The following is a 17,917-nucleotide window of genomic DNA, read 5'->3' on the forward strand; positions in this document are numbered from 1 at the left end:
AGTATGCAGGGCAGGGCGGGTCGAAAAAAGAGGCACAAGTTTAACGGCAACTATCCGGAGTCTCTAGGGGTATCCGCAGCAGGTCAGGCTGCGGATAACGGTGAATTGCTGGCTCAGAGTGGCTGTGCGGCAATATGTCGCACAGCCGTGGTGGTGTGTAGCTGTGGTGGTGTACAGATGCGCTTACAGCTGTGGTGCGATAAAGCGGCTTTCTGAGCGTGCTACTTCTTCTCCGGTAGTTTCATCAACCACAACGAAGTCGATATCCACTTTGCCTGGTTTGATACCGGCTTTGACCGGATCAATTTCCAGGTTCAGAGACACTTCTTTTACTTCGTTTACGCGTACTTCGTATTCATCTGGTACGTCCATGGTCACTCCAGGCAGACCGTCAACACTCAGGCGGTAAGTCTTGGTGGTCTGACTCATGTTCAGAAGCTTCAGGGTGTAAGCGTTCTGGACAGTATCGTTTGGTGTTACACGGTACAAAGCGCCACGATCACGTTCGATATCCAACTGGAACGGAGTCCGTGTGGCGATGGCGTAAACCAGGGCGCTGACCATTACCAGTAACACGGTGGCGTAACCGATCAGTCGTGGGCGCAGGATGTGGGTTTTGCCTCCGTCCAATTCGGCTTCGGTGGTATATCGGATCAGCCCTTTGGGCTTTTCCAGTTTCTCCATGATGGAGTCACAGGCGTCGATACAGAGTGCGCAACCAATGCATTGGTATTGCAGGCCATCGCGGATGTCGATGCCGGTTGGGCAAACCTGTACACACAAGGAACAATCCACACAGTCGCCGAGACGGTCTGTATCCGTTTCTTCCTTGGCTTTTTTACTGCGCTTGCCTCGTGGTTCTCCACGGTTGAAATCGTAGGATACGGCCATTGTGTCGTGGTCGTACATGACAGACTGGAAGCGGGCGTAAGGGCACATGTAAATACAAACCTGCTCACGCATCCAGCCTGCGTTTACATAGGTGCCAACGGTGAACATCCCGATCCAGAACAGGGCCCAGCCACCGACTTCAAGTTGCAGCAGGTTGGGTACCAGTTCGCGAATAGGGGAGAAATAACCAACAAAGGTCAGGCCGGTCAGAAAGGCGATAAAAATCCATGCCAGGTGTTTTAACGCCTTTTTGCGCAATTTCTCACCGGTCATAGGTTCTTTGTCGAGTTTCATACGGGCGTTACGGGTGCCTTCAATGCGCTCCTCGACCCACATGAACATAAAAGACCATGCGGATTGTGGGCAGGTATAACCACACCAGAGTCGCCCGGCAAGGTTGGTCACCGTAAAGAGTGCAAATGCTGAGATGATGAGTGTCCAGGACAGCAGCATGAAGTCCTGTGGCCAGAAGGTGATGCCAAAAATGTTGAACTGGCGCGCTGGCAGGTTGAAATACACTGCCTGGCGACCATCCCACTGCAGCCATACTACGCCGTAATAGGCGAGCATCAGTGCCCACAGGGTCTTGGTTCGTAATTTCTGGAAGAAACCGATGATCTCTCGCACGTAGATCTTTTCGCGCTTGGCGTAAAGACTGTCGGATTTGGGCGTGACGTCTTTGACAGGAATATTACTCATAGCGGCTCATCACTTTGGTTGAATGGGGTGCTGGCGCTGTTCGCGGAGCCTCTGACTTGAAGCAGGCAACGGCTTGTTGGCCAATCTATATAACGCTGCGATTATATAGTTGTTGTTACAGTTGTTAGAATGAAAAAAAGCGGCCTAAAGCCGCTTTCTTCGTGTTTATTGCCTCAGCTCAAACTTGTGGCTTTTTGAGCCTTGGGTTGTGTGCATGAGGCAATGTCCACCTTACTTGTGAGACAGGGAGTACACGTAGGTAGCCAGCAGGTGAATCTTGGCGTCAGCGTTGTCGCCCAGAATTTCCTTGTGTGCTGGCATCTTGCCGGCACGGCCGTGACGCAGAGTGAACTCGATCTGTTTGCTGGAGCCACCGTACAGCCAAATGTTGTCAGTCAGGTTGGCAGAACCAACCATGATGTTACCTTTGGCGTCAGCACCGTGACACATGGCACAGTTCTGCAGGAACAGTGGTGCAGCAGCGTCAGCAGCGGCTTTGTCATGTTCCAGACCAGACAAGCTGCGAACATACTGAACCATGTTCTTGATGCCTTCGTCACCCAGGATAGCTTCCCAGGCTGGCATGGCGCCCTGACGACCGTTGGTGATGGTTTGTACGATCTGGGCAGGTTCGCCGCCGTACAGCCAGTCACTATCAGTCAGGTTAGGGAAGCCCTGAGCACCTTTGGCGGTAGAGCCGTGGCACACGGAACAGTTGCTCTTGAACAGACGCTGACCAGTTTGTACTGCATCCTGGTTTTTGATCAGTTCTTCAATTGGAGTGGCAGAGTATTTGGCGTACAGAGGAGCAATTTCCTTTTCGAACGCCTGTACTTCTGCTTTCCACTGGTTTTGAGAGGTCCAGTTAACTTCCTGTCCATCAACTGTAACAGTCAGGAAGCCTTTGAAGTTACCCAGACCGTAAGAGGCCAGGTAACCAAAGCCAAACACAATGGTGCCCCAGAACATAAACACCCACCAGCGCGGTAGCGGGTTGTCAATTTCTTCAATGCCGTCGTAATCGTGACCAGTTGTTTGAGTGGTCTCTTCTTTACGCATGCCTTTGCTGGTGTACATGATGAGTACACCGCAACCGATGATGGATCCCAGCACGATGGCGGAAATCCACAATTGCCAGAAAGTAGTTAACATTTTTAATTACTCCGATCTTTATCGCCGCGCGTGACAGGGGATTCGTCATCTTCAAGGAAGGGGATTTCCGCATCCTTGTCGAAGCGTTGCTTGCGGCTGGAGCCATAGGCCCACCAGAAAACACTCAGCATTGCAGCAAGTGCAAATACCGAGCCCAGACCACGCACGTCGTTAATATCCATTGGGATTACCGTTTAGTGACCACAGTGCCCAGGTGCTGCAAATAAGCAACCAGAGCTTCGATTTCACGCTTGCCGTCTACGGCAGCCTTGGCACCTTCAATGTCGGCTTCAGTGTAAGGAACACCAACGATGCTCAGGGCTTTCATCTTCTTCGGAGTCAGACGACCATCCACGGTGTTTTCGAACAGCCATGGGTAGGAAGGCATGATGGACTCAGGAACCACGTCGCGCGGGTTGTACAGGTGAGCGCGGTGCCACTCGTCAGAGTAACGACCACCAACGCGTGCCAGGTCTGGGCCAGTACGTTTGGAACCCCACAGGAATGGGTGTTCGTAAACAGATTCGCCAGATACAGAGAACGGGCCATAACGCTCGGTCTCGGCACGGAATGGGCGAACCATCTGGGTGTGACATACGTGACAGCCTTCACGGATGTAGATGTCACGGCCTTCGAGCTGGAGTGCATTCAAAGGCTTCAGGCCTTCAACAGGCGTAGTGGTTGGTTGGTGCCAGAACAGTGGAACAACTTCCACCAGGCCGCCCCAGCTCAGTGCGATAACAATCATCACCACCATCAGCGGGAGGCTTTTCTCAATAGTATCGTGCTTGATCATTCTCAGAACTCCTTAAGCCTGCGGTGCCAGAGTGCCTGCGGCAGCTGCCTGGTTGGCAGAGCGCACAGTCATGTACACGTTGTAGGCCATGAACAGCATGCCCAGCAGGAACAGAGCGCCACCCAGTACACGAGCTGCATAACCCATGTGAGAAGCTGCTACAGAGTCCACGAAGCTGTAAGTCAGGGTGCCGTCAGCGTTAACTGCACGCCACATCAGACCTTGCATGATGCCGTTTACCCACATGGCAGCGATGTACACAACGGTACCAATAGTAGCCAGCCAGAAGTGAACGTTGATCAGAGCCTGGGAATACATGTCGCCAGCCTTGCGGCCGAACATAACAGGGATCAGGTGGTACATAGCGCCGATTGACACCATGGCAACCCAGCCCAGAGCACCAGAGTGTACGTGACCGATGGTCCAGTCAGTGTCGTGAGACAGAGCGTTAACAGTCTTGATAGACATCATCGGGCCTTCGAAAGTAGACATACCGTAGAAGGACAGGGATACAACCAGGAAGCGCAGGATAGGGTCGTTGCGCAGTTTGTGCCAGGCACCAGACAGAGTCATCATACCGTTGATCATACCGCCCCAGCTTGGAGCCAGCAGAATCAGAGACATAACCATACCGGCAGTCTGAGCCCAGTCAGGCAGCGCGGAGTAGTGCAGGTGGTGACCACCGGCCCATACGTAGATGGAAATCAGTGCCCAGAAGTGCACGATAGACAGACGGTAAGAGTAAACAGGACGACCAGCTTGCTTTGGAACGAAGTAGTACATGATACCCAGGAAGCCTGCAGTCAGGAAGAAACCTACTGCGTTGTGGCCCCACCACCATTGGATCATGGCGTCGATAGTGCCAGGCCAGATAGAGTAGGATTTGGTCAGGGATACTGGGATTTCCAGGTTGTTACCCACGTACAGGATCGCAATCATGATCATGAATGCAGCGAAGAACCAGTTGGCCACGTAGATGTGACTTTCTTTACGCTTGGCAACAGTACCCAGGAAGTTTACTACGTAGGAAACCCAAACCAGAGTCACCAGAATGTCGATTGGCCATTCCAGTTCGGCATATTCCTTGGCGGAAGTCATGCCGAGTGGCAGGGTGATGGCGGCTGCTACGATGACAACGTTCCAACCCCAGAAGGTAAAGGAAGCAAGAGTGTCAGAGAACAGACGGGTGCGGCAGGTGCGCTGAACGATATAGTAGGAGGTGGCGAACAGGGCGCAACCGCCGAAAGCGAAGATAACCGCGTTGGTATGCAATGGACGCAGACGTCCGAACGATAACCAAGGGGTATCAAAGTTCAGAGCAGGCCATGCCAGCTGGGCAGCGATGAGAACACCGGCTGCCATGCCAACAATGCCCCAAACTACGGTCATGATGGCAAACTGTCTTACCACCTTGTAGTTGTATTCGGGATGGTCAAATGCTGTGCTCATGATTGGATTCCATTAAACAGCGAGGGATTGAGGGTTTTAATTTTGGCGGCACATTATCGGGCGCTTACTTGCTGTTTGCAAATATTCTCCCGGCAACTGCCTGATTCTACTGCGGAATATACGCCTTCAGTCGTACGTTCTGCATGGCGCCACCAATGAAGCCGTCCTGGCACTGTGGTTTTGCCCTACTTTCCCTGCATCCTTGCTGAATCGGGGGTTTGTAGTGTTGCTAATGATAAGGTGCACCTGTCAAACAGCCTTGATTTGGCGCAATGAACAAAAACAGCTTCTACCAGAGTTCCATAAATGGGCGAAAAAATTTTGGAAAACAAATACCAAAGAACGATAAATGAACGTTTTTTTGTCGATGGATATTTGACGGATCCCTGCGTGTTGCTCCTTCATGGCTCTGGGGCTGGCTGTGAGCATGAGTGGATGGTTTCGATGGCACGGCGATTGGCTGCTCAGGGACTGCTGGTATTACGCACCAATTTTGCCTGGATGGAAAAAGCCGTAGCGAGAGGCAAGCCTTGCCCACCACCCAGGGCAGACAAGCTGGTTCTGGAACTGGAGTTGCTGGTGCTGGAAATTGGGCGGCCTCTGGTGATTGTTGGCAAGTCGTTGGGAGGAAGGATTGGTTCAATGCTGGTGGCGGAGTCTGCCTCGGCTGCGAGTGGCTATATAAGAGGAACTGTATGTCTGGGATATCCGTTTCATTCTCAATCAAAACCGGAGCAGTGGCGTACGGCACATTGGCCTCTGGTGGGTGTTCCGATGCTGGTGATGCAGGGCGAGAGCGATCCGTTTGGCAGGCGTGACGAGGTGGAAGCGCATCTGGGCTCTGGGGAGTGTGGGAAGAATGCGCACATCCAATTGCAATGGTGGCCGGATGGTGATCACGACTTGTTGCCGCGCAAGCGTTCGGGCATTTCCGGGGAGGGCCAGCTGCAAGCCTGCGCGCAGCAGATTGGGGATTTTGTGCGGGCATTGTCAGTTTGAGTTGACGGCTTCAACAATCGGTGTTTCGAGAATATCCTGCAGGCGCACGGATACCCGACGGGTTTGCAGTACGACGGAGCCTATGTTGGCATTAACGTCTGTGGCAATAGCCAGAACGGCGTTATTGCCAATGCAGGTCAGGTGCATCACTCCTTCCGTACCCAGGACCATGACCTGACGCAGTTCACCAATGGCAATTTCACGCGAGGAACGTTGCGCCAGAACCAGCAGGGAGGCGTTCATGGCCGCAAAGACATCCTGATTGGTGTCGTCACGTAACGCTGAACCAATGATAAAGCCATCGGTACTCATCACGGCGGCGGCAACCATTCCACAATCGTTGTGACTGATCAAGCTACGCAGGGTAGCGGTGATTCGGGGGGCTAGTTGTTGACGGGTGCTGGTGTTCATAGTGAGAGTTCCTGAAAGTTTCTCTGGCCACTGTACGGAATGTGACTACTGTCGCTGTGAACCGTTTCTCACCACAGAATTGGCTGCTACGCGTTGCCTTGAAATGAGGATTGGTTCACAGCCGTTGGAGGTTATGCGCTGAGTATGGTAATTCGTTCTTCGCGCATCAGGATGGGCTGGATGGAGGCTGTTACGGAGCGGCGCGAATCGGATGTCGACCAGTGGTTCCAGGCTTCAACACTGGCCCAGTTGGTCATGATGATTCGGTGATTGGGATCTTTTTCGTCTTTATAGGACGCGCCGGATATGTATCCGGGGGCTTCGAGAATGGCGCGAAGTGTTTCCTTGATAGCGGCTTCGTAAGTGGTTTCCATGCCATCGGCGATCTGACGATCGATGAGTACCTTGATCATGCGTTGGAGTTTCCTTGTCTGATTATTATTGGAAACTCCGACGTTAATTCCTGATTTCTACGGGTGCAAGGATTCAGATCAATCCATTGGTCTTAATGTTTGGGCCATGCCATGCCGGTTGCTCGGGCCGGTTTGTCGTCCAGGATTTCATATAACTTTTGAACGGTACGGTTAGCATCCAGCAATACTTTGCCAAGATTGGCGGATGGATCTGTCGCCAATGCCAGAACTGCATCAAGGCCTATATGGGTAAGCAGCATGACGCCGCGAGTGCCCATTACCATTACCTGTTTCAGTTCGCCAATATCGACTTCACTTGAGGCTCGGTCTGCCAGGACCAGTAACGAGGCATTCATGGCTGCGAATACGTCTTCGTCAATGTTGGCTCCAAGAGCGGATCCGATAATCAATCCATCGGTTGTCATGGCTGCAGATGCCTGGATGGCTCCACCTGAGCCACTGATCAGTCCTCGCAGAGTGGAGCGAACCTGGCTGGCCTTTGGATGGCCGTTATCCTGTGTACTCATATTGTGTTTTTCCTTGCTTGTGCTTGGGGGTATTTGAGTCGGATAAAACGATGGCGGCTATTATGCCGCCATCGTTGAATCAAAATACCTGTCCCAGGTAGAAGCTGTTATCAGACAGATGCTTCCAGTAGTGGCATGGCTGAACGGGACTTGCTCAGTACCATACCCAGGTTTGCAGTCAAGCGGCATACAAAACAGGCTACGTGGTCAGGGTAGGTTTTGCTACGAATGAACACGTGGATCAGATTGTCAGAGTTAACAATTATTTCCTGAAAGTAATGATAGTTGTCCAGAGCCAGGCCGCGGGCTTTTTTGAAAATATGCTCAATGGTCATGACGTTTGACCCTTGGAACAGGTCGGCTGTTGCTGCAGCTAGCAGATCCAGAACGTCATTAGGGTGAGAATCGACAGTTTTGATACCCAGCAGCATGCCGCTGGACAGATCTACATAGCCGGCAGCAACGCATTCAGGAATGCTGACGGTGGCTTTCTGCAGTGCTTCGTTGAGGCTGGACATTGTTATGTTCTCCACTAGTAAAACGATTGCGTATCTTGCCGTTTGTTGTTTTGGATAACCCGTTGAAAAGACAGGAATATCAGTAATTATCGAGCATGTATTCGAGACAGATAGTCCTCGTAGGCCTCCAGAAAATCAACCTGTTTCTGGGATTGAACCCATCTGGGCTCAATATTTCTTACGGTCTCCAGTGCTGAAAAAGCATCGAGTCCCTGCCAGATGAGATAGGTCGCCAATATGGTTCCCGTTCGCCCCATTCCTGCTCGACAATGTACGGCGACCGCCTCGTTTGTACTGAGATGCCTGTATATGTGTTGGCATAAGTCAAGTGCCTGTTGTGGTGTAGGGGCGTCCATGTCTGGGATAGGGCACCAGTGGGTGCTGATGCCATACCGGTCATTTTCTTCTATAGGGGGGGCTTGTTCCAATAAACACACCAGATGTCTGATGCCAACCCGTTGTAATGCCTTGAGGTCGTAGTCAGAGTCGAAAAAAATACCGGGCATTGGAGTGCCGGCCAGTACACCCTTGATCAGCCATAAAAAACCTCGTGGTCCAAAGCTTTCGCTGACGTAGGAGCGAGCTGCTTCCGGGAGTGGTGGCGGTGGTGGCACATCATCGGCTAATGCTTCTGGTGGGGTGTCGGGAGCTGGAACTGCGCAGGAGCCGGTAGCAACGTATTTCTGTGCCACTGTTGTTTCTGGTGTGGTGAAGAAGGCAGGGGTGTCCGCTTCTTCCTGAATTCTGCCGCCCGCCAGCAATGCCGTGCGTCCGCCAAGGCGGCGCGCGTGTTGTTGGTTGTGAAGAGAAATCAATATGGATCTGCGTTTGCCTTGTAGTGCTATGTAATCAAGCACCAGGGATTCGTCGTTGCTGGACAGTCCGCTAGTGGGTTCATCCAGGCAGAGCAGGCGAGTGCCGGTAGCGCAGAGGCGAATAATGGCAATCAATCTTTGAATAGCCAGTGGTTGGTCAATCACGGATGTGGACAGGTTGTCCGCGAGATGACCAATGCCGGCTTCCTCCAGCATGCGCGTTGCCAAATCGCGTTGTTGAGCAACGGTCAGTGAGCTACGTTCCGGCAGGTCGTGAATCAGATTTTCCAGCAGGCTAGACATCAGCAGGCGTGTGCTTTGCTGCACCATACGGGGGCGACGTCCTCCGCTCCCCAGTGTTTCACCACAATAGATAGCGGTGCCCCAGGTGCGAAAGTTTGGGTTGGCTTCGTTAAAACCGGCAAGGGTGCGCAATAGCGTGCTTTTGCCAACACCGGTTGGTCCCATCAGGCACGTGATCTGTGTGGGATATATGTCGAGATCAACGGAGCTGAGTATAATCCGGTCGGCGAAGCCTGTTCCAAATTCACGCAATTGTAGCAGGGGTTGTTTGGTGACGTTGGTGTCTTGCTGTTCCGCCTGATCCGATGGCTGCATTATTTCAGGCCCAGCTCCAGAATGGAGAGCAAGCTCATTAACAGGATTTCTACGTCCTCTGCCTTGCGTGCATCAACCTCATACACTGGTGCATTAATGCCCATTTCATGCAGTTTGTTTATATAGGTTGTGAGCGGTGGCTGGGGAGCCAGATCCATGCGAGTTATCCCTACGACCACTGCATTGCGATCAATAAAGGAGCGGAATGCATTGATATAGAACTCCATATCCGCAACAGGGTCAGGCTGTTTGTTGTCAATCAGCAAAACCAGGCCCAGGCCACCGACTGTCAGAACATCCCACATAAATGAGAAGCGGGTTTGACCAGGAGTTCCAAAGAGGTGGACTTTTTCTCCTCCTGGTAGCTTTAGCATGCCGTAGTCCATGGCAACGGTTGTGCTTTCCTTGCGTTTGGCTACGTCATCAGAGGCTTTTGCTTCGGTCGTGGCAACCGGTACGTCACTGATGGCGGCAATTGCTGTGGTTTTTCCTGCGCCTACCTGGCCGCCAAAAATAATCTTGTAGTCCATTCCGAGCGGGTTTCCCAATATGTTGCTGGAGTAATAAGTGTGTTCTTGCGAACTGTACGCGAATAATCGACGCACTCTTGTGCAGATTCAAGCAAATTTGCCATGAGGCCTGATTTGACGTCTGAATTGGTTTTGTCTGATGGTTGTTGATATGTCGGATGGTATCGAGCGTTGTTCGCAGAGTGATTGTGTGCATCCGGTCCGGATGAAAAGCGTTTGGCAAATGAGCGGATATGGTTTGTTGGTGGTATGTGTGCTGTGGCCGTTTTTGCTGATGACTTGGTTGTATTGATGATGTTGTGACTGTTTTTTGCTGGTGGAGAGTGTTCTTTGTCTGACCCAATCCGGTGCGGCGACATTGCGCCAGAGTGTCCCCAGGATTCAGGTATTCGGGCTATCAAGCCGACTTTGTGATTCATCACCATCCTGATAGGTCAGAGCGGACACCGAATTATTCAGAGGCCCTGGTGGTTGCCAATACGTGTGTCAGTATTGGCTTCTTGATGAGTTGCAGTGCTTGATGGTGTGTTCGATATCAAGGAAGCGCTATCCGATTTGAGGGGGCTGCCAGGTTTGATTATTTTGACAGGAAGCGAGTGATTAATTTGCCAATAATGGACTGGTGTTTATGCTCTTGGCGCTCAATAACGGCTGGTGTTGTACGGTTGATAATGCGGGTGTATCCGGCAGCATTGGCGGCGCTGTAAAAACGGTTCAGTTCCGGCTCGTCGGTTTTTAGTACGCGTGATGCCAGTACCAGAGATGTTGCCCGGCGCGTAAAAAGTGCGGCAATACGCTGGTCTGCCAGTTCGTGTGGCAAACGAGTGAAGTTCGGCCAGCGGATCAGTTTGACTACGTCGTCTCGGCGGCATTGACCCAGCAGCGATCCATTGGATTGGTAATAAGCGAGAATCCATTGCAGTTCACTAATGGGATGCTCGCGATTCAGATGTGCCGGAGGGGATTGGCCAGGAATAAAGCTCAGGTTGCGGTAGTCATTACCAGTCGCTTTGAGGTGTTCATTGTCCTGGGTGAAAAAACTGCGGCGAGTGCCATTCAGGAAAATGTCGCAATTATTACCCAGCTTGATTAACAGGCTCTGCTTTTGTTCGAGCGCGCGAGTAACAACACTCAGGTGATCCTGTGTCGGGATTGAGGGCTTCAGGGTGGTTTCGACGCTCATCAGGGTTCAATCCTTGGGTTGAGTGGCTGCACAATATGAGTGCGGTAGATCCTATCGGAAAGCATGAATTCTTCAATGCTGTGATGAATGTCGCATTACAGGTATTTCAGATTTCAAGAATGAGATAGAGTTTGGTTGTGTTGCATTTATGAATGTTTTTTCTGGTGTATGAGGGAGTTATTGTTGCGGTTCACAATGATTCGACCTTAAATGCACGCTTTTCCCATGCGTTGAGGTTTCAAAGTGTTGCTTTGGGGTGGTTGTTTGTGATCTGTGGCAAATCTCTCGTTAGAGAGTCAGGTGGATATTTTTAATGGATAGCATTGTGGCTACTCAAGAAATGATGATTATTTTGTATTGAGGTTGCCATTGTGGTACCAGGGACACTCTGAATAACTCTGCACAGCTTTCGGCTCTGGCTCCTGCTTCGCTCTGCATCCATGCAGTCGTGCGCGGGTGCTGCAGAGTGTGTGAGCGAGGCGACGAACGCAGCGAAATGACGAACCAACCTGGCCGGGGCCTTTTCAAGTCGGGCCGCGCAGGTTCGTCAACACCGCTCAAACCTTGAGTTCTGAAAATAAAAAAGCTCTTGGATGTCATGCCGATCAGTTAAGAACATTTCAACACTGAGCGGCACCTTAACTATCCTCTGCGCAGGTTTTTATGGTCGCGAGGATGTCGGGCTTGCGATTGTGTATCCGATTCTTTCCTTCGGTCATTGCCTGATCATTGATTGTTGAAGTTGCACGGCGTTGCTGGCTGCATCATGCCCATTTGGTTGGGGGCGAAACGCCGTTGTCGGTGACAACCGGAGACAGGAATCCAGTCGGCAAAATCAGCGGGAGGCCGGTCAGGCCGGGGGGACAAGGTCCCCCATGAGGGGCATACGGTTGTGCCCATTAACAAAAGCCGTGCAGATTGTGCGGCATTCGACGCTGGAGCGAGGCGTAAGAATGCCCACGGGTGCTTGACTGATCGGTCCTTTGGATGGGCTTTTTGTTTTGTCTGCAGTTGTGTTCAGGTTTGTCAGAGCTCGACAGGCTTGTCCCAGCCACGGATATAGATGTGGGTATCGCTGATGGTCAGATCATGCGGTTCCAGAACATCGGTGCCGAAGTGGTAACGAGGGCTGGTGTTGCCTGCGGTGGTTTCGGCATCAAAGCGCTCGCTGGCGGCAACGATGGCTTCGTTGCGGCCTGCCCAGGCGCTCAGTTCCTGTTCGGAGTAGCGATTTTTCAGCAGGGTGCGGGTCATGTCCGGAGAGATGATGCTTGCTGAAGCGTTGTTACCACCAAAACCTTTGGCATTAATAAAGGCTATCGGCAGGCTGGTTGGATCGATTTCGCGGTGCTTCAGAACGAAATCGAGGCGCTCGCGGTGTACGTCATCGGCTATGCGTTCGGTGGTGGTAATGCCCGGCATGATACCTTCCGCCCATGTCCCCAGCGTCAGAGTCAGCTGGTCGGCAGATGCAGCAGCCAGAGAGTGGCCCAGATGTGCCTTGGCGGCAGTGATGGTCCAGTCTTCGATACCAAACGCTTTTGCCAGTTCGGCGTAAATGTGCGATTCGGTTACGCGGTTCTGTGGGGTGCTGCTGCCGTGAGCATGAATAAAGGTGCCGCGACGCAGGGTTTCTTCACCCAGCAGGCGACGCGCAGATGCAACGGCTTTGCCCATGGTCAGGTAGTTGCCAACTCCGGGGTTGGAGATTGACTTCTTGTAGCCGTCGGCGTTAACGAACACGTCACCAATACTGCCGTGAATGCTCAAGCCCAGTTCGACGGCCAACTTGTCGTCGGTCAGTACAAAGAACTGTGCAGATTCGGCGATGGTGAAGCCGGCGTTTTCGCCAAATGGACGACTGGCACGACGCAGGTCGGCTGGTTCGTCAGCGCTGCGGTTGTCCAGTGCGCGGATGTTCTGTTCGGTAGCCAGTGCGGTCATGGCGTTGTAACCCTCGACAATCTCCGGCACCAGCGGTGCTTCGGCGTTGCCAACAATCACAATACGGCGACGGCCGCTTTCGATGTCTTCTTTTGCCAGGCGCAGGTTATAGAGGAAGGTGGCGCAAGCGGCGGTCATGCTGCCGGTGTTGCCAATGTTGCCCAGAACATAGGCATTGATAAAGTCGGCTGGCATTTCGCTCAGGCCCATGGCGCACTGTTTGGATGATGTGCGTTTGCCGAGCAGGGCTGCTTGCATCATACCGCCATGAGAGTTGTAGTCTTGCTGCCCCATGGCAGAGCCGGCGTAAACGCCAATTTCATCCGGGCCTACATGACGGCTCAGGGTTTCCCATTCGATCCCCAGTTGGCCAAGTGCGTCGCTGGCGGCATAAACCGCCATCTGCAAACCGCGCGGGTGATGCAGGGAGCGGTACAGTTTGGCCGGGTCAAAACCTTTTGGCATCTGGCCCGCGCTTTGTACGGCAAGGCGCTTGTGGCCCTGGCGCCAGCATTGGACTCCATTCTCATCCTTGAAGGGCTCGTGGAAAGGGACGGCTTTGGCGTCCCAGTCGACGTTGTCCCATTCCCGTACCAGGGTGCCATCCAGAATGGCTTGTTCATCGCTGGTGCCCATCATGGCGGCGAGGCTGGCAAGGGTAGCATTGCGCTTGTCGGCGCTGAGGGCATCGAGCACGATGCGGCGGAAAGCATGGTGGCCAGAGCTGCGGCCGGCGGCATTGATGCCACCAAAAGCGGTAATAACGGCCAGGTTTTTCATTATTCGGTAATCCAACTGGTGTTTGGGTGCATCTTATCGGCTGTTTTTTATTGAATAGTAGTATGATCCGGTCAATTCATAGAAGTTTCCTGTCGTTTGCTGGTGTTAGAGGAGAGACAACATGTTGCAGCATGTGACCGTATTGGTGCTGGAACAGATGCTGAGCTCCAGTGTCGCCATTCCCATGGAGATGGCGGAGGCTTTGCGCGCGCGATTGCGGGCGAGTCACCGGGATGATGCTGATTTTGTTATTCAGCTGGCGGCGGTGCGGGAAGGGGAGGTAACGGCGCTGGGCGGCTTGCGATTGCAGCCAGATTGTCTGCTTTCGGATATTTCCCATACCAGTCTGGTGGTAGTGCCAGCGTTGTGGCGTAACCCCAGGCGCACGCTGGCCCGTAATGCGGAAGCAATTCATTGGCTGGCAAGGCAGTATCGCCTTGGCGCAAGTGTGATAGCGGTGGGGACGGGGGTTTGTCTGCTGGCGGAAGCTGGCATTCTGGATGGCAAGCCTGCCACGACTCACTGGCATTACCAGGATCAATTTGCGCGGGATTATCCGGCGGTGCAGTTGCAGCGTCGACATCTGCTGACTCAGGCTGGGCGAATCTACTGCGCCGCGAGTGTTAACTCGGGTGCCGATATGGTGATTCACCTGATAGGCCAGATGTACGGTCGTGAGTTAGCGTTACAGGTTGAACAGCAGTTTTCTCCGGAGGTTCGTAACCCGTTTGAGAAGCAGGTGTATTCAGCCGAAACCAGTGCACGGCATCCGGATGAGGAAATTGCACTGGCACAGGCATGGATGCAGCAGAATTTGCGCGAGCCCGTTACTCTGGCCCAGTTGGCGCAGCGTAGCGGGTTGAGTGAACGTCAGTTTTCACGTCGATTCCGTCAGTCGTGTGGAGTTGCGCCGATCGAGTACCTGCATGGATTGCGCTGCAATGCGGCGCGTGAGTTGTTGCAACACAGCAACCTCAGTGTGGCGGATATTGCTGCCAGTGTTGGTTTTTCAGACAGCAGCTACTTCATTCGCATCTTCAGACGGCTGGCAGGGCAAACGCCCGGTGCTTACCGAGACAAGGTGCGCGGTAAATTATTTACCAGTAGCTAGTTTTTGCACGCCTTTATTGTTGCCAGTTGCGACATCGGCATGCCGGAATCGTCCATGTATATCGTTTCCGGAATAGGCTTTTATTCGAAACTTTCCCATTTACCCCAGTGTTTTCAGGGGTTTGGGTGGGGTGTTACCCATTTCTTTCATAACCTTGCAGCAAAACCTGTCAGGCTGTAAAAAAACTACAGGAAGCCGTTGTTTTCTTTTTCCGGACAGGTCAGACTGTCGCCCGTCTCGGTACTATGCTCCTTTGGACGAGCCCTGGGAGTAATACCAAAGACCAGAATTTCAGGCCCATAAATGGGTTTAGTTATTGTCACTTACCGTAAAGGGATAATAGGTAAGACCAATTTGGGGTTCACAGGCTCAAAAGGCCTCCACCCGCGCCTGATCCGGGCGCATGTATAAGAAGACCGGGAGTTCCGTATGACACAAGATGTCGATATCTACGAAACACAAGAATGGCTGGATTCCCTGCATGCCACCATTCGTCACTCTGGCCCAGAGCGTGCCGCTTTCCTGTTGAAAGCCCTGTTCGACCACGCTATGGCCAAAGGTGTGGATCTGCCAGCCGCCATCACCACTCCGTACCGTAATACCATCCCAGTCGACAAAGAAAAGCGTATGCCAGGCGACCTGTTCATGGAGCGTCGTATTCGCTCTCTGATCCGCTGGAACGCTCTGGCGATGGTTATGCGTGCCAACGATAACGACGAAGGTCTGGGCGGCCACATCGCGTCATTCTCTTCCGCTGCGACTCTGTACGACGTTGGCTTCAACTACTTCTTCCGTGGTAACGAAGACGGTCATCTGGGCGATCTGATTTACTTCCAGGGCCACTCTGCTCCTGGTATCTACGCCCGTTCTTACCTGGAAGGTCGTTTCGACGAAGCTCACCTGGACAACTTCCGTCGCGAAGTCGATGGCAATGGTCTGTCTTCCTATCCACACCCATGGTTGATGCCGGATTACTGGCAGTTCCCAACCGTATCCATGGGTCTGGGCCCAATCCAGGCAATTTATCAGGCGCACGTGATGCGTTACCTGTCTGCCCGTGATCTGGTGGCTCGTGGTGATCGTAAAGTGTGGGCGTTCCTGGGTGACGGTGAGTGTGATGAGCCGGAAACTCTGGGTGCTATCTCTCTGGCTGGTCGTGAGCAGCTGGAAAACCTGGTCTTCGTAATTAACTGTAACCTGCAGCGTCTGGACGGTCCTGTTCGTGGTAACGGCAAGATCATGCAAGAGCTGGAAGGCGTGTTCCGTGGCGCTGGCTGGAACGTGATCAAGGTTGTCTGGGGTCGTCATTGGGACGTACTGCTGGAAAAAGACAAGTCCGGTCTGCTGCAGAAGCGTATGGACGAAGTTTGCGACGGCGAACTGCAGAACTACAAAGCCAACGGTGGTGCGTACACTCGTGAGCACTTCTTCGGCAAGTACCCAGAGCTGCTGGAACTGGTGAAAGACATGTCCGACGAGGACATCTTCAACCTGAACCGTGGTGGCCACGATCCATTCAAGGTGTACGCTGCGTACGCCAACGCGATGGAAAACAAGGGTTCTCCAACCGTTATTCTGGCGCAAACCGTTAAAGGTTACGGTCTGGGCGAAGCTGGCGAAGCCGCTAACCCGACTCACTCTGTGAAGAAACTGGATACTGCGTCCCTGCGTCAGTTCCGTGACCGTTTCGGTATCCCGCTGACCGACGATGAACTGGAAAAAGTTCCTTACTACCGTCCGTCTCCGGATAGCCCGGAAATGAAATACATGCGCGAACGTCGTGCCAAGCTGAACGGTGTTGTACCGTCCCGCCGCGCTGACTTCGAAGCCCTGAACGTGCCAGCTCTGGAAGCCTTCAAAGGCCAGCTGACCGGTTCCGGCGAGCGCGAAATGTCTTCTACCATGGCGTTTGTACGCGTGCTGTCCCAGCTGGTGAAAGACAAGGAAATCGGCAAGCGTATCGTTCCGATCGTTCCTGACGAAGCCCGTACTTTCGGTATGGAAGGTATGTTCCGTCAGCTGGGTATCTACTCTTCCCAGGGTCAGAAGTACACCCCGCACGATTCCAACCAGATCATGTACTACAAGGAAGACAAAAAAGGTCAGATCCTTGAAGAAGGTATCAACGAAGCAGGTGCTATGTCTGCGTGGGTGGCTCTGGCTACTGCGTACAGCAACAGCAACTGCCCGATGGTTCCGTTCTACGTGTTCTACTCCATGTTCGGCTTCCAGCGTATTGGTGACCTGGCATGGCTGGCAGGTGACATCCAGGCTCGCGGCTTCCTGATTGGCGCGACTGCTGGTCGTACCACTCTGAACGGTGAAGGTCTGCAGCACCAGGACGGTCACAGCCATCTGATGGCTCACACCATTCCTAACTGTAAGTCTTACGACCCAACCTATGGCTTCGAAATGGCGGTGATCATCCAGGATGGTCTGAAGCGCATGTACGAAGACAAGGAAAACTGCTTCTACTACATCACCGCGATGAACGAAAACTACGTTCACCCGGAAATGCCGATTGGCGCCGAAGACGGCATCATCAAAGGCATGTACATGCTGAAGGAAGGCAAGAAGTCTGATGCACCACGCGTTCAGCTGATGGGCTCCGGCACCATCCTGCGCGAAGTGGAAGCAGCTGCTGTCATCCTGCGCGAAGAGTACGGTGTAGAGTCTGACGTGTGGAGCGTAACTTCCGTGAACGAACTGGCCCGTGACGGTCAGGCTTGTGAGCGTTGGAACCTGATCAACCCTGAAGCGGCTCCAAAAGTTCCATACATCACCCAGATGCTGTCTTCCCAGGAAGGTCCAGTGGTTCTGGCTACTGACTACATCAAGGTATATGGCGAACAGCTGCGTACCTTCGTACCAGGCGACTTCAAAGTGCTGGGTACTGATGGTTTCGGTCGTTCTGACACCCGTAAGAAACTGCGTCACTTCTTCGAAGTGGATCGTGGCTTCGTGGTGCTGGCCGCCCTGACCGAACTGGCCAAACAAGGCAAGTTCGACAAGGCTCAGCTGCCAAAAGTGCGTGCCAAGATGGGCATCGCTGCGGACAAAGTTGACCCAACCACCGTTTAA

16 protein-coding genes are annotated in these 17,917 nt (G+C 52.9%); 3 read left to right on the forward strand and 13 right to left on the reverse strand.

Annotated features, from left to right (window positions below; all coding sequences use genetic code 11):
• Positions 1-183: 183 nt before the first annotated feature.
• The 5 genes from ccoG to ccoN form a co-directional block, all read right to left on the reverse strand.
• Complete coding sequence (ccoG, locus tag OUO13_RS04890) at positions 184-1,590, reverse strand: cytochrome c oxidase accessory protein CcoG (protein ID WP_283172736.1); 1,407 nt, start codon at positions 1,588-1,590, stop codon at positions 184-186.
• A gap of 231 nt (positions 1,591-1,821) precedes the next feature.
• Positions 1,822-2,742: a cytochrome-c oxidase, cbb3-type subunit III gene (gene ccoP, locus OUO13_RS04895; RefSeq protein WP_283172737.1), complete on the reverse strand. Its 921-nt coding sequence runs from the start codon at positions 2,740-2,742 to the stop codon at positions 1,822-1,824.
• 2 nt (positions 2,743-2,744) lie between these two features.
• The gene (locus tag OUO13_RS04900; RefSeq protein ID WP_283172738.1) at positions 2,745-2,924 is read right to left on the reverse strand and encodes a cbb3-type cytochrome oxidase subunit 3; all 180 of its coding nucleotides are present in this window, start codon (positions 2,922-2,924) and stop codon (positions 2,745-2,747) included.
• A 5-nt stretch (positions 2,925-2,929) separates the two neighbouring features.
• The gene (gene ccoO / locus OUO13_RS04905) at positions 2,930-3,535 is read right to left on the reverse strand and encodes a cytochrome-c oxidase, cbb3-type subunit II (protein WP_283172908.1); all 606 of its coding nucleotides are present in this window, start codon (positions 3,533-3,535) and stop codon (positions 2,930-2,932) included.
• Positions 3,536-3,550: 15 nt separating this feature from the next.
• Entirely contained in the window at positions 3,551-4,987 is a 1,437-nt protein-coding gene (ccoN, locus tag OUO13_RS04910; protein WP_283172739.1) for a cytochrome-c oxidase, cbb3-type subunit I, read from the reverse strand.
• Between the two features lie 306 nt (positions 4,988-5,293).
• Here ccoN and OUO13_RS04915 point away from each other — a divergent pair, with 306 nt between their 5' ends.
• On the forward strand, positions 5,294-5,986 hold the full coding sequence (locus OUO13_RS04915; protein ID WP_283172740.1) for an alpha/beta hydrolase family protein: 693 nt from the start codon (positions 5,294-5,296) through the stop codon (positions 5,984-5,986).
• Here the strand turns inward: OUO13_RS04915 and OUO13_RS04920 are convergent.
• From OUO13_RS04920 to OUO13_RS04955, 8 genes are all read right to left on the reverse strand, one after another.
• Positions 5,978-6,397, reverse strand: coding sequence for a roadblock/LC7 domain-containing protein (locus tag OUO13_RS04920; protein ID WP_283172741.1), 420 nt, complete (start codon positions 6,395-6,397; stop codon positions 5,978-5,980). The two genes, OUO13_RS04915 and OUO13_RS04920, sit on opposite strands and share 9 nt — an antisense overlap.
• 131 nt (positions 6,398-6,528) lie before the next feature.
• On the reverse strand, positions 6,529-6,810 hold the full coding sequence (locus OUO13_RS04925; RefSeq protein WP_283172742.1) for an antibiotic biosynthesis monooxygenase family protein: 282 nt from the start codon (positions 6,808-6,810) through the stop codon (positions 6,529-6,531).
• A gap of 92 nt (positions 6,811-6,902) precedes the next feature.
• Positions 6,903-7,337, reverse strand: coding sequence for a roadblock/LC7 domain-containing protein (locus OUO13_RS04930; protein ID WP_283172743.1), 435 nt, complete (start codon positions 7,335-7,337; stop codon positions 6,903-6,905).
• 110 nt (positions 7,338-7,447) lie between these two features.
• A complete protein-coding gene (locus tag OUO13_RS04935; RefSeq protein WP_283172744.1) occupies positions 7,448-7,855 on the reverse strand; it encodes a hypothetical protein in 408 nt (135 codons plus the stop codon).
• An 86-nt stretch (positions 7,856-7,941) separates the two neighbouring features.
• The gene (locus tag OUO13_RS04940) at positions 7,942-9,288 is read right to left on the reverse strand and encodes a phosphatase domain-containing putative toxin (RefSeq protein ID WP_283172745.1); all 1,347 of its coding nucleotides are present in this window, start codon (positions 9,286-9,288) and stop codon (positions 7,942-7,944) included.
• On the reverse strand, positions 9,288-9,818 hold the full coding sequence (locus OUO13_RS04945) for a GTP-binding protein (RefSeq protein WP_283172746.1): 531 nt from the start codon (positions 9,816-9,818) through the stop codon (positions 9,288-9,290). Before OUO13_RS04945 ends, OUO13_RS04940 begins: the two co-directional genes overlap by 1 nt.
• 577 nt (positions 9,819-10,395) lie before the next feature.
• Complete coding sequence (locus tag OUO13_RS04950; RefSeq protein ID WP_283172747.1) at positions 10,396-11,001, reverse strand: hypothetical protein; 606 nt, start codon at positions 10,999-11,001, stop codon at positions 10,396-10,398.
• Between the two features lie 1,026 nt (positions 11,002-12,027).
• Positions 12,028-13,725 (reverse strand): beta-ketoacyl synthase, encoded by a 1,698-nt coding sequence (locus OUO13_RS04955; protein ID WP_283172748.1) that lies wholly within the window; start codon positions 13,723-13,725, stop codon positions 12,028-12,030.
• Positions 13,726-13,846: 121 nt separating this feature from the next.
• On the opposite strand from OUO13_RS04955, the gene OUO13_RS04960 reads away from it, so the two are divergent.
• Together OUO13_RS04960 and aceE are read left to right on the forward strand one after the other, a co-directional pair.
• Positions 13,847-14,836, forward strand: a complete 990-nt coding sequence (locus OUO13_RS04960; RefSeq protein ID WP_283172749.1) for a GlxA family transcriptional regulator — start codon at positions 13,847-13,849, stop codon at positions 14,834-14,836.
• 429 nt (positions 14,837-15,265) lie between these two features.
• Complete coding sequence (gene aceE / locus OUO13_RS04965) at positions 15,266-17,917, forward strand: pyruvate dehydrogenase (acetyl-transferring), homodimeric type (protein WP_283172750.1); 2,652 nt, start codon at positions 15,266-15,268, stop codon at positions 17,915-17,917.

It is taken from the genome of Parathalassolituus penaei (assembly GCF_026626885.1).
In the GTDB taxonomy this organism is placed as follows: Bacteria; Pseudomonadota; Gammaproteobacteria; order Pseudomonadales; family Oceanobacteraceae; genus Oceanobacter; species Oceanobacter penaei.

What these genes read in the sequence shown, in the direction of transcription:
- OUO13_RS04960 (WP_283172749.1), top strand. Translation starts at nt 13,847, where the DNA reads ATGTTGCAGCATGTGACCGTATTGGTGCTGGAACAGATGCTGAGCTCC.
- OUO13_RS04915 (WP_283172740.1), top strand. Translation starts at nt 5,294, where the DNA reads ATGGGCGAAAAAATTTTGGAAAACAAATACCAAAGAACGATAAATGAA.
- OUO13_RS04950 (WP_283172747.1), bottom strand. Translation starts at nt 11,001, where the DNA reads ATGAGCGTCGAAACCACCCTGAAGCCCTCAATCCCGACACAGGATCAC.
- OUO13_RS04935 (WP_283172744.1), bottom strand. Translation starts at nt 7,855, where the DNA reads ATGTCCAGCCTCAACGAAGCACTGCAGAAAGCCACCGTCAGCATTCCT.
- OUO13_RS04900 (WP_283172738.1), bottom strand. Translation starts at nt 2,924, where the DNA reads ATGGATATTAACGACGTGCGTGGTCTGGGCTCGGTATTTGCACTTGCT.
- OUO13_RS04920 (WP_283172741.1), bottom strand. Translation starts at nt 6,397, where the DNA reads ATGAACACCAGCACCCGTCAACAACTAGCCCCCCGAATCACCGCTACC.
- ccoG (WP_283172736.1), bottom strand. Translation starts at nt 1,590, where the DNA reads ATGAGTAATATTCCTGTCAAAGACGTCACGCCCAAATCCGACAGTCTT.
- OUO13_RS04930 (WP_283172743.1), bottom strand. Translation starts at nt 7,337, where the DNA reads ATGAGTACACAGGATAACGGCCATCCAAAGGCCAGCCAGGTTCGCTCC.
- ccoP (WP_283172737.1), bottom strand. Translation starts at nt 2,742, where the DNA reads ATGTTAACTACTTTCTGGCAATTGTGGATTTCCGCCATCGTGCTGGGA.
- OUO13_RS04955 (WP_283172748.1), bottom strand. Translation starts at nt 13,725, where the DNA reads ATGAAAAACCTGGCCGTTATTACCGCTTTTGGTGGCATCAATGCCGCC.
- OUO13_RS04945 (WP_283172746.1), bottom strand. Translation starts at nt 9,818, where the DNA reads ATGGACTACAAGATTATTTTTGGCGGCCAGGTAGGCGCAGGAAAAACC.
- aceE (WP_283172750.1), top strand. Translation starts at nt 15,266, where the DNA reads ATGACACAAGATGTCGATATCTACGAAACACAAGAATGGCTGGATTCC.
- ccoN (WP_283172739.1), bottom strand. Translation starts at nt 4,987, where the DNA reads ATGAGCACAGCATTTGACCATCCCGAATACAACTACAAGGTGGTAAGA.
- OUO13_RS04925 (WP_283172742.1), bottom strand. Translation starts at nt 6,810, where the DNA reads ATGATCAAGGTACTCATCGATCGTCAGATCGCCGATGGCATGGAAACC.
- OUO13_RS04940 (WP_283172745.1), bottom strand. Translation starts at nt 9,288, where the DNA reads ATGCAGCCATCGGATCAGGCGGAACAGCAAGACACCAACGTCACCAAA.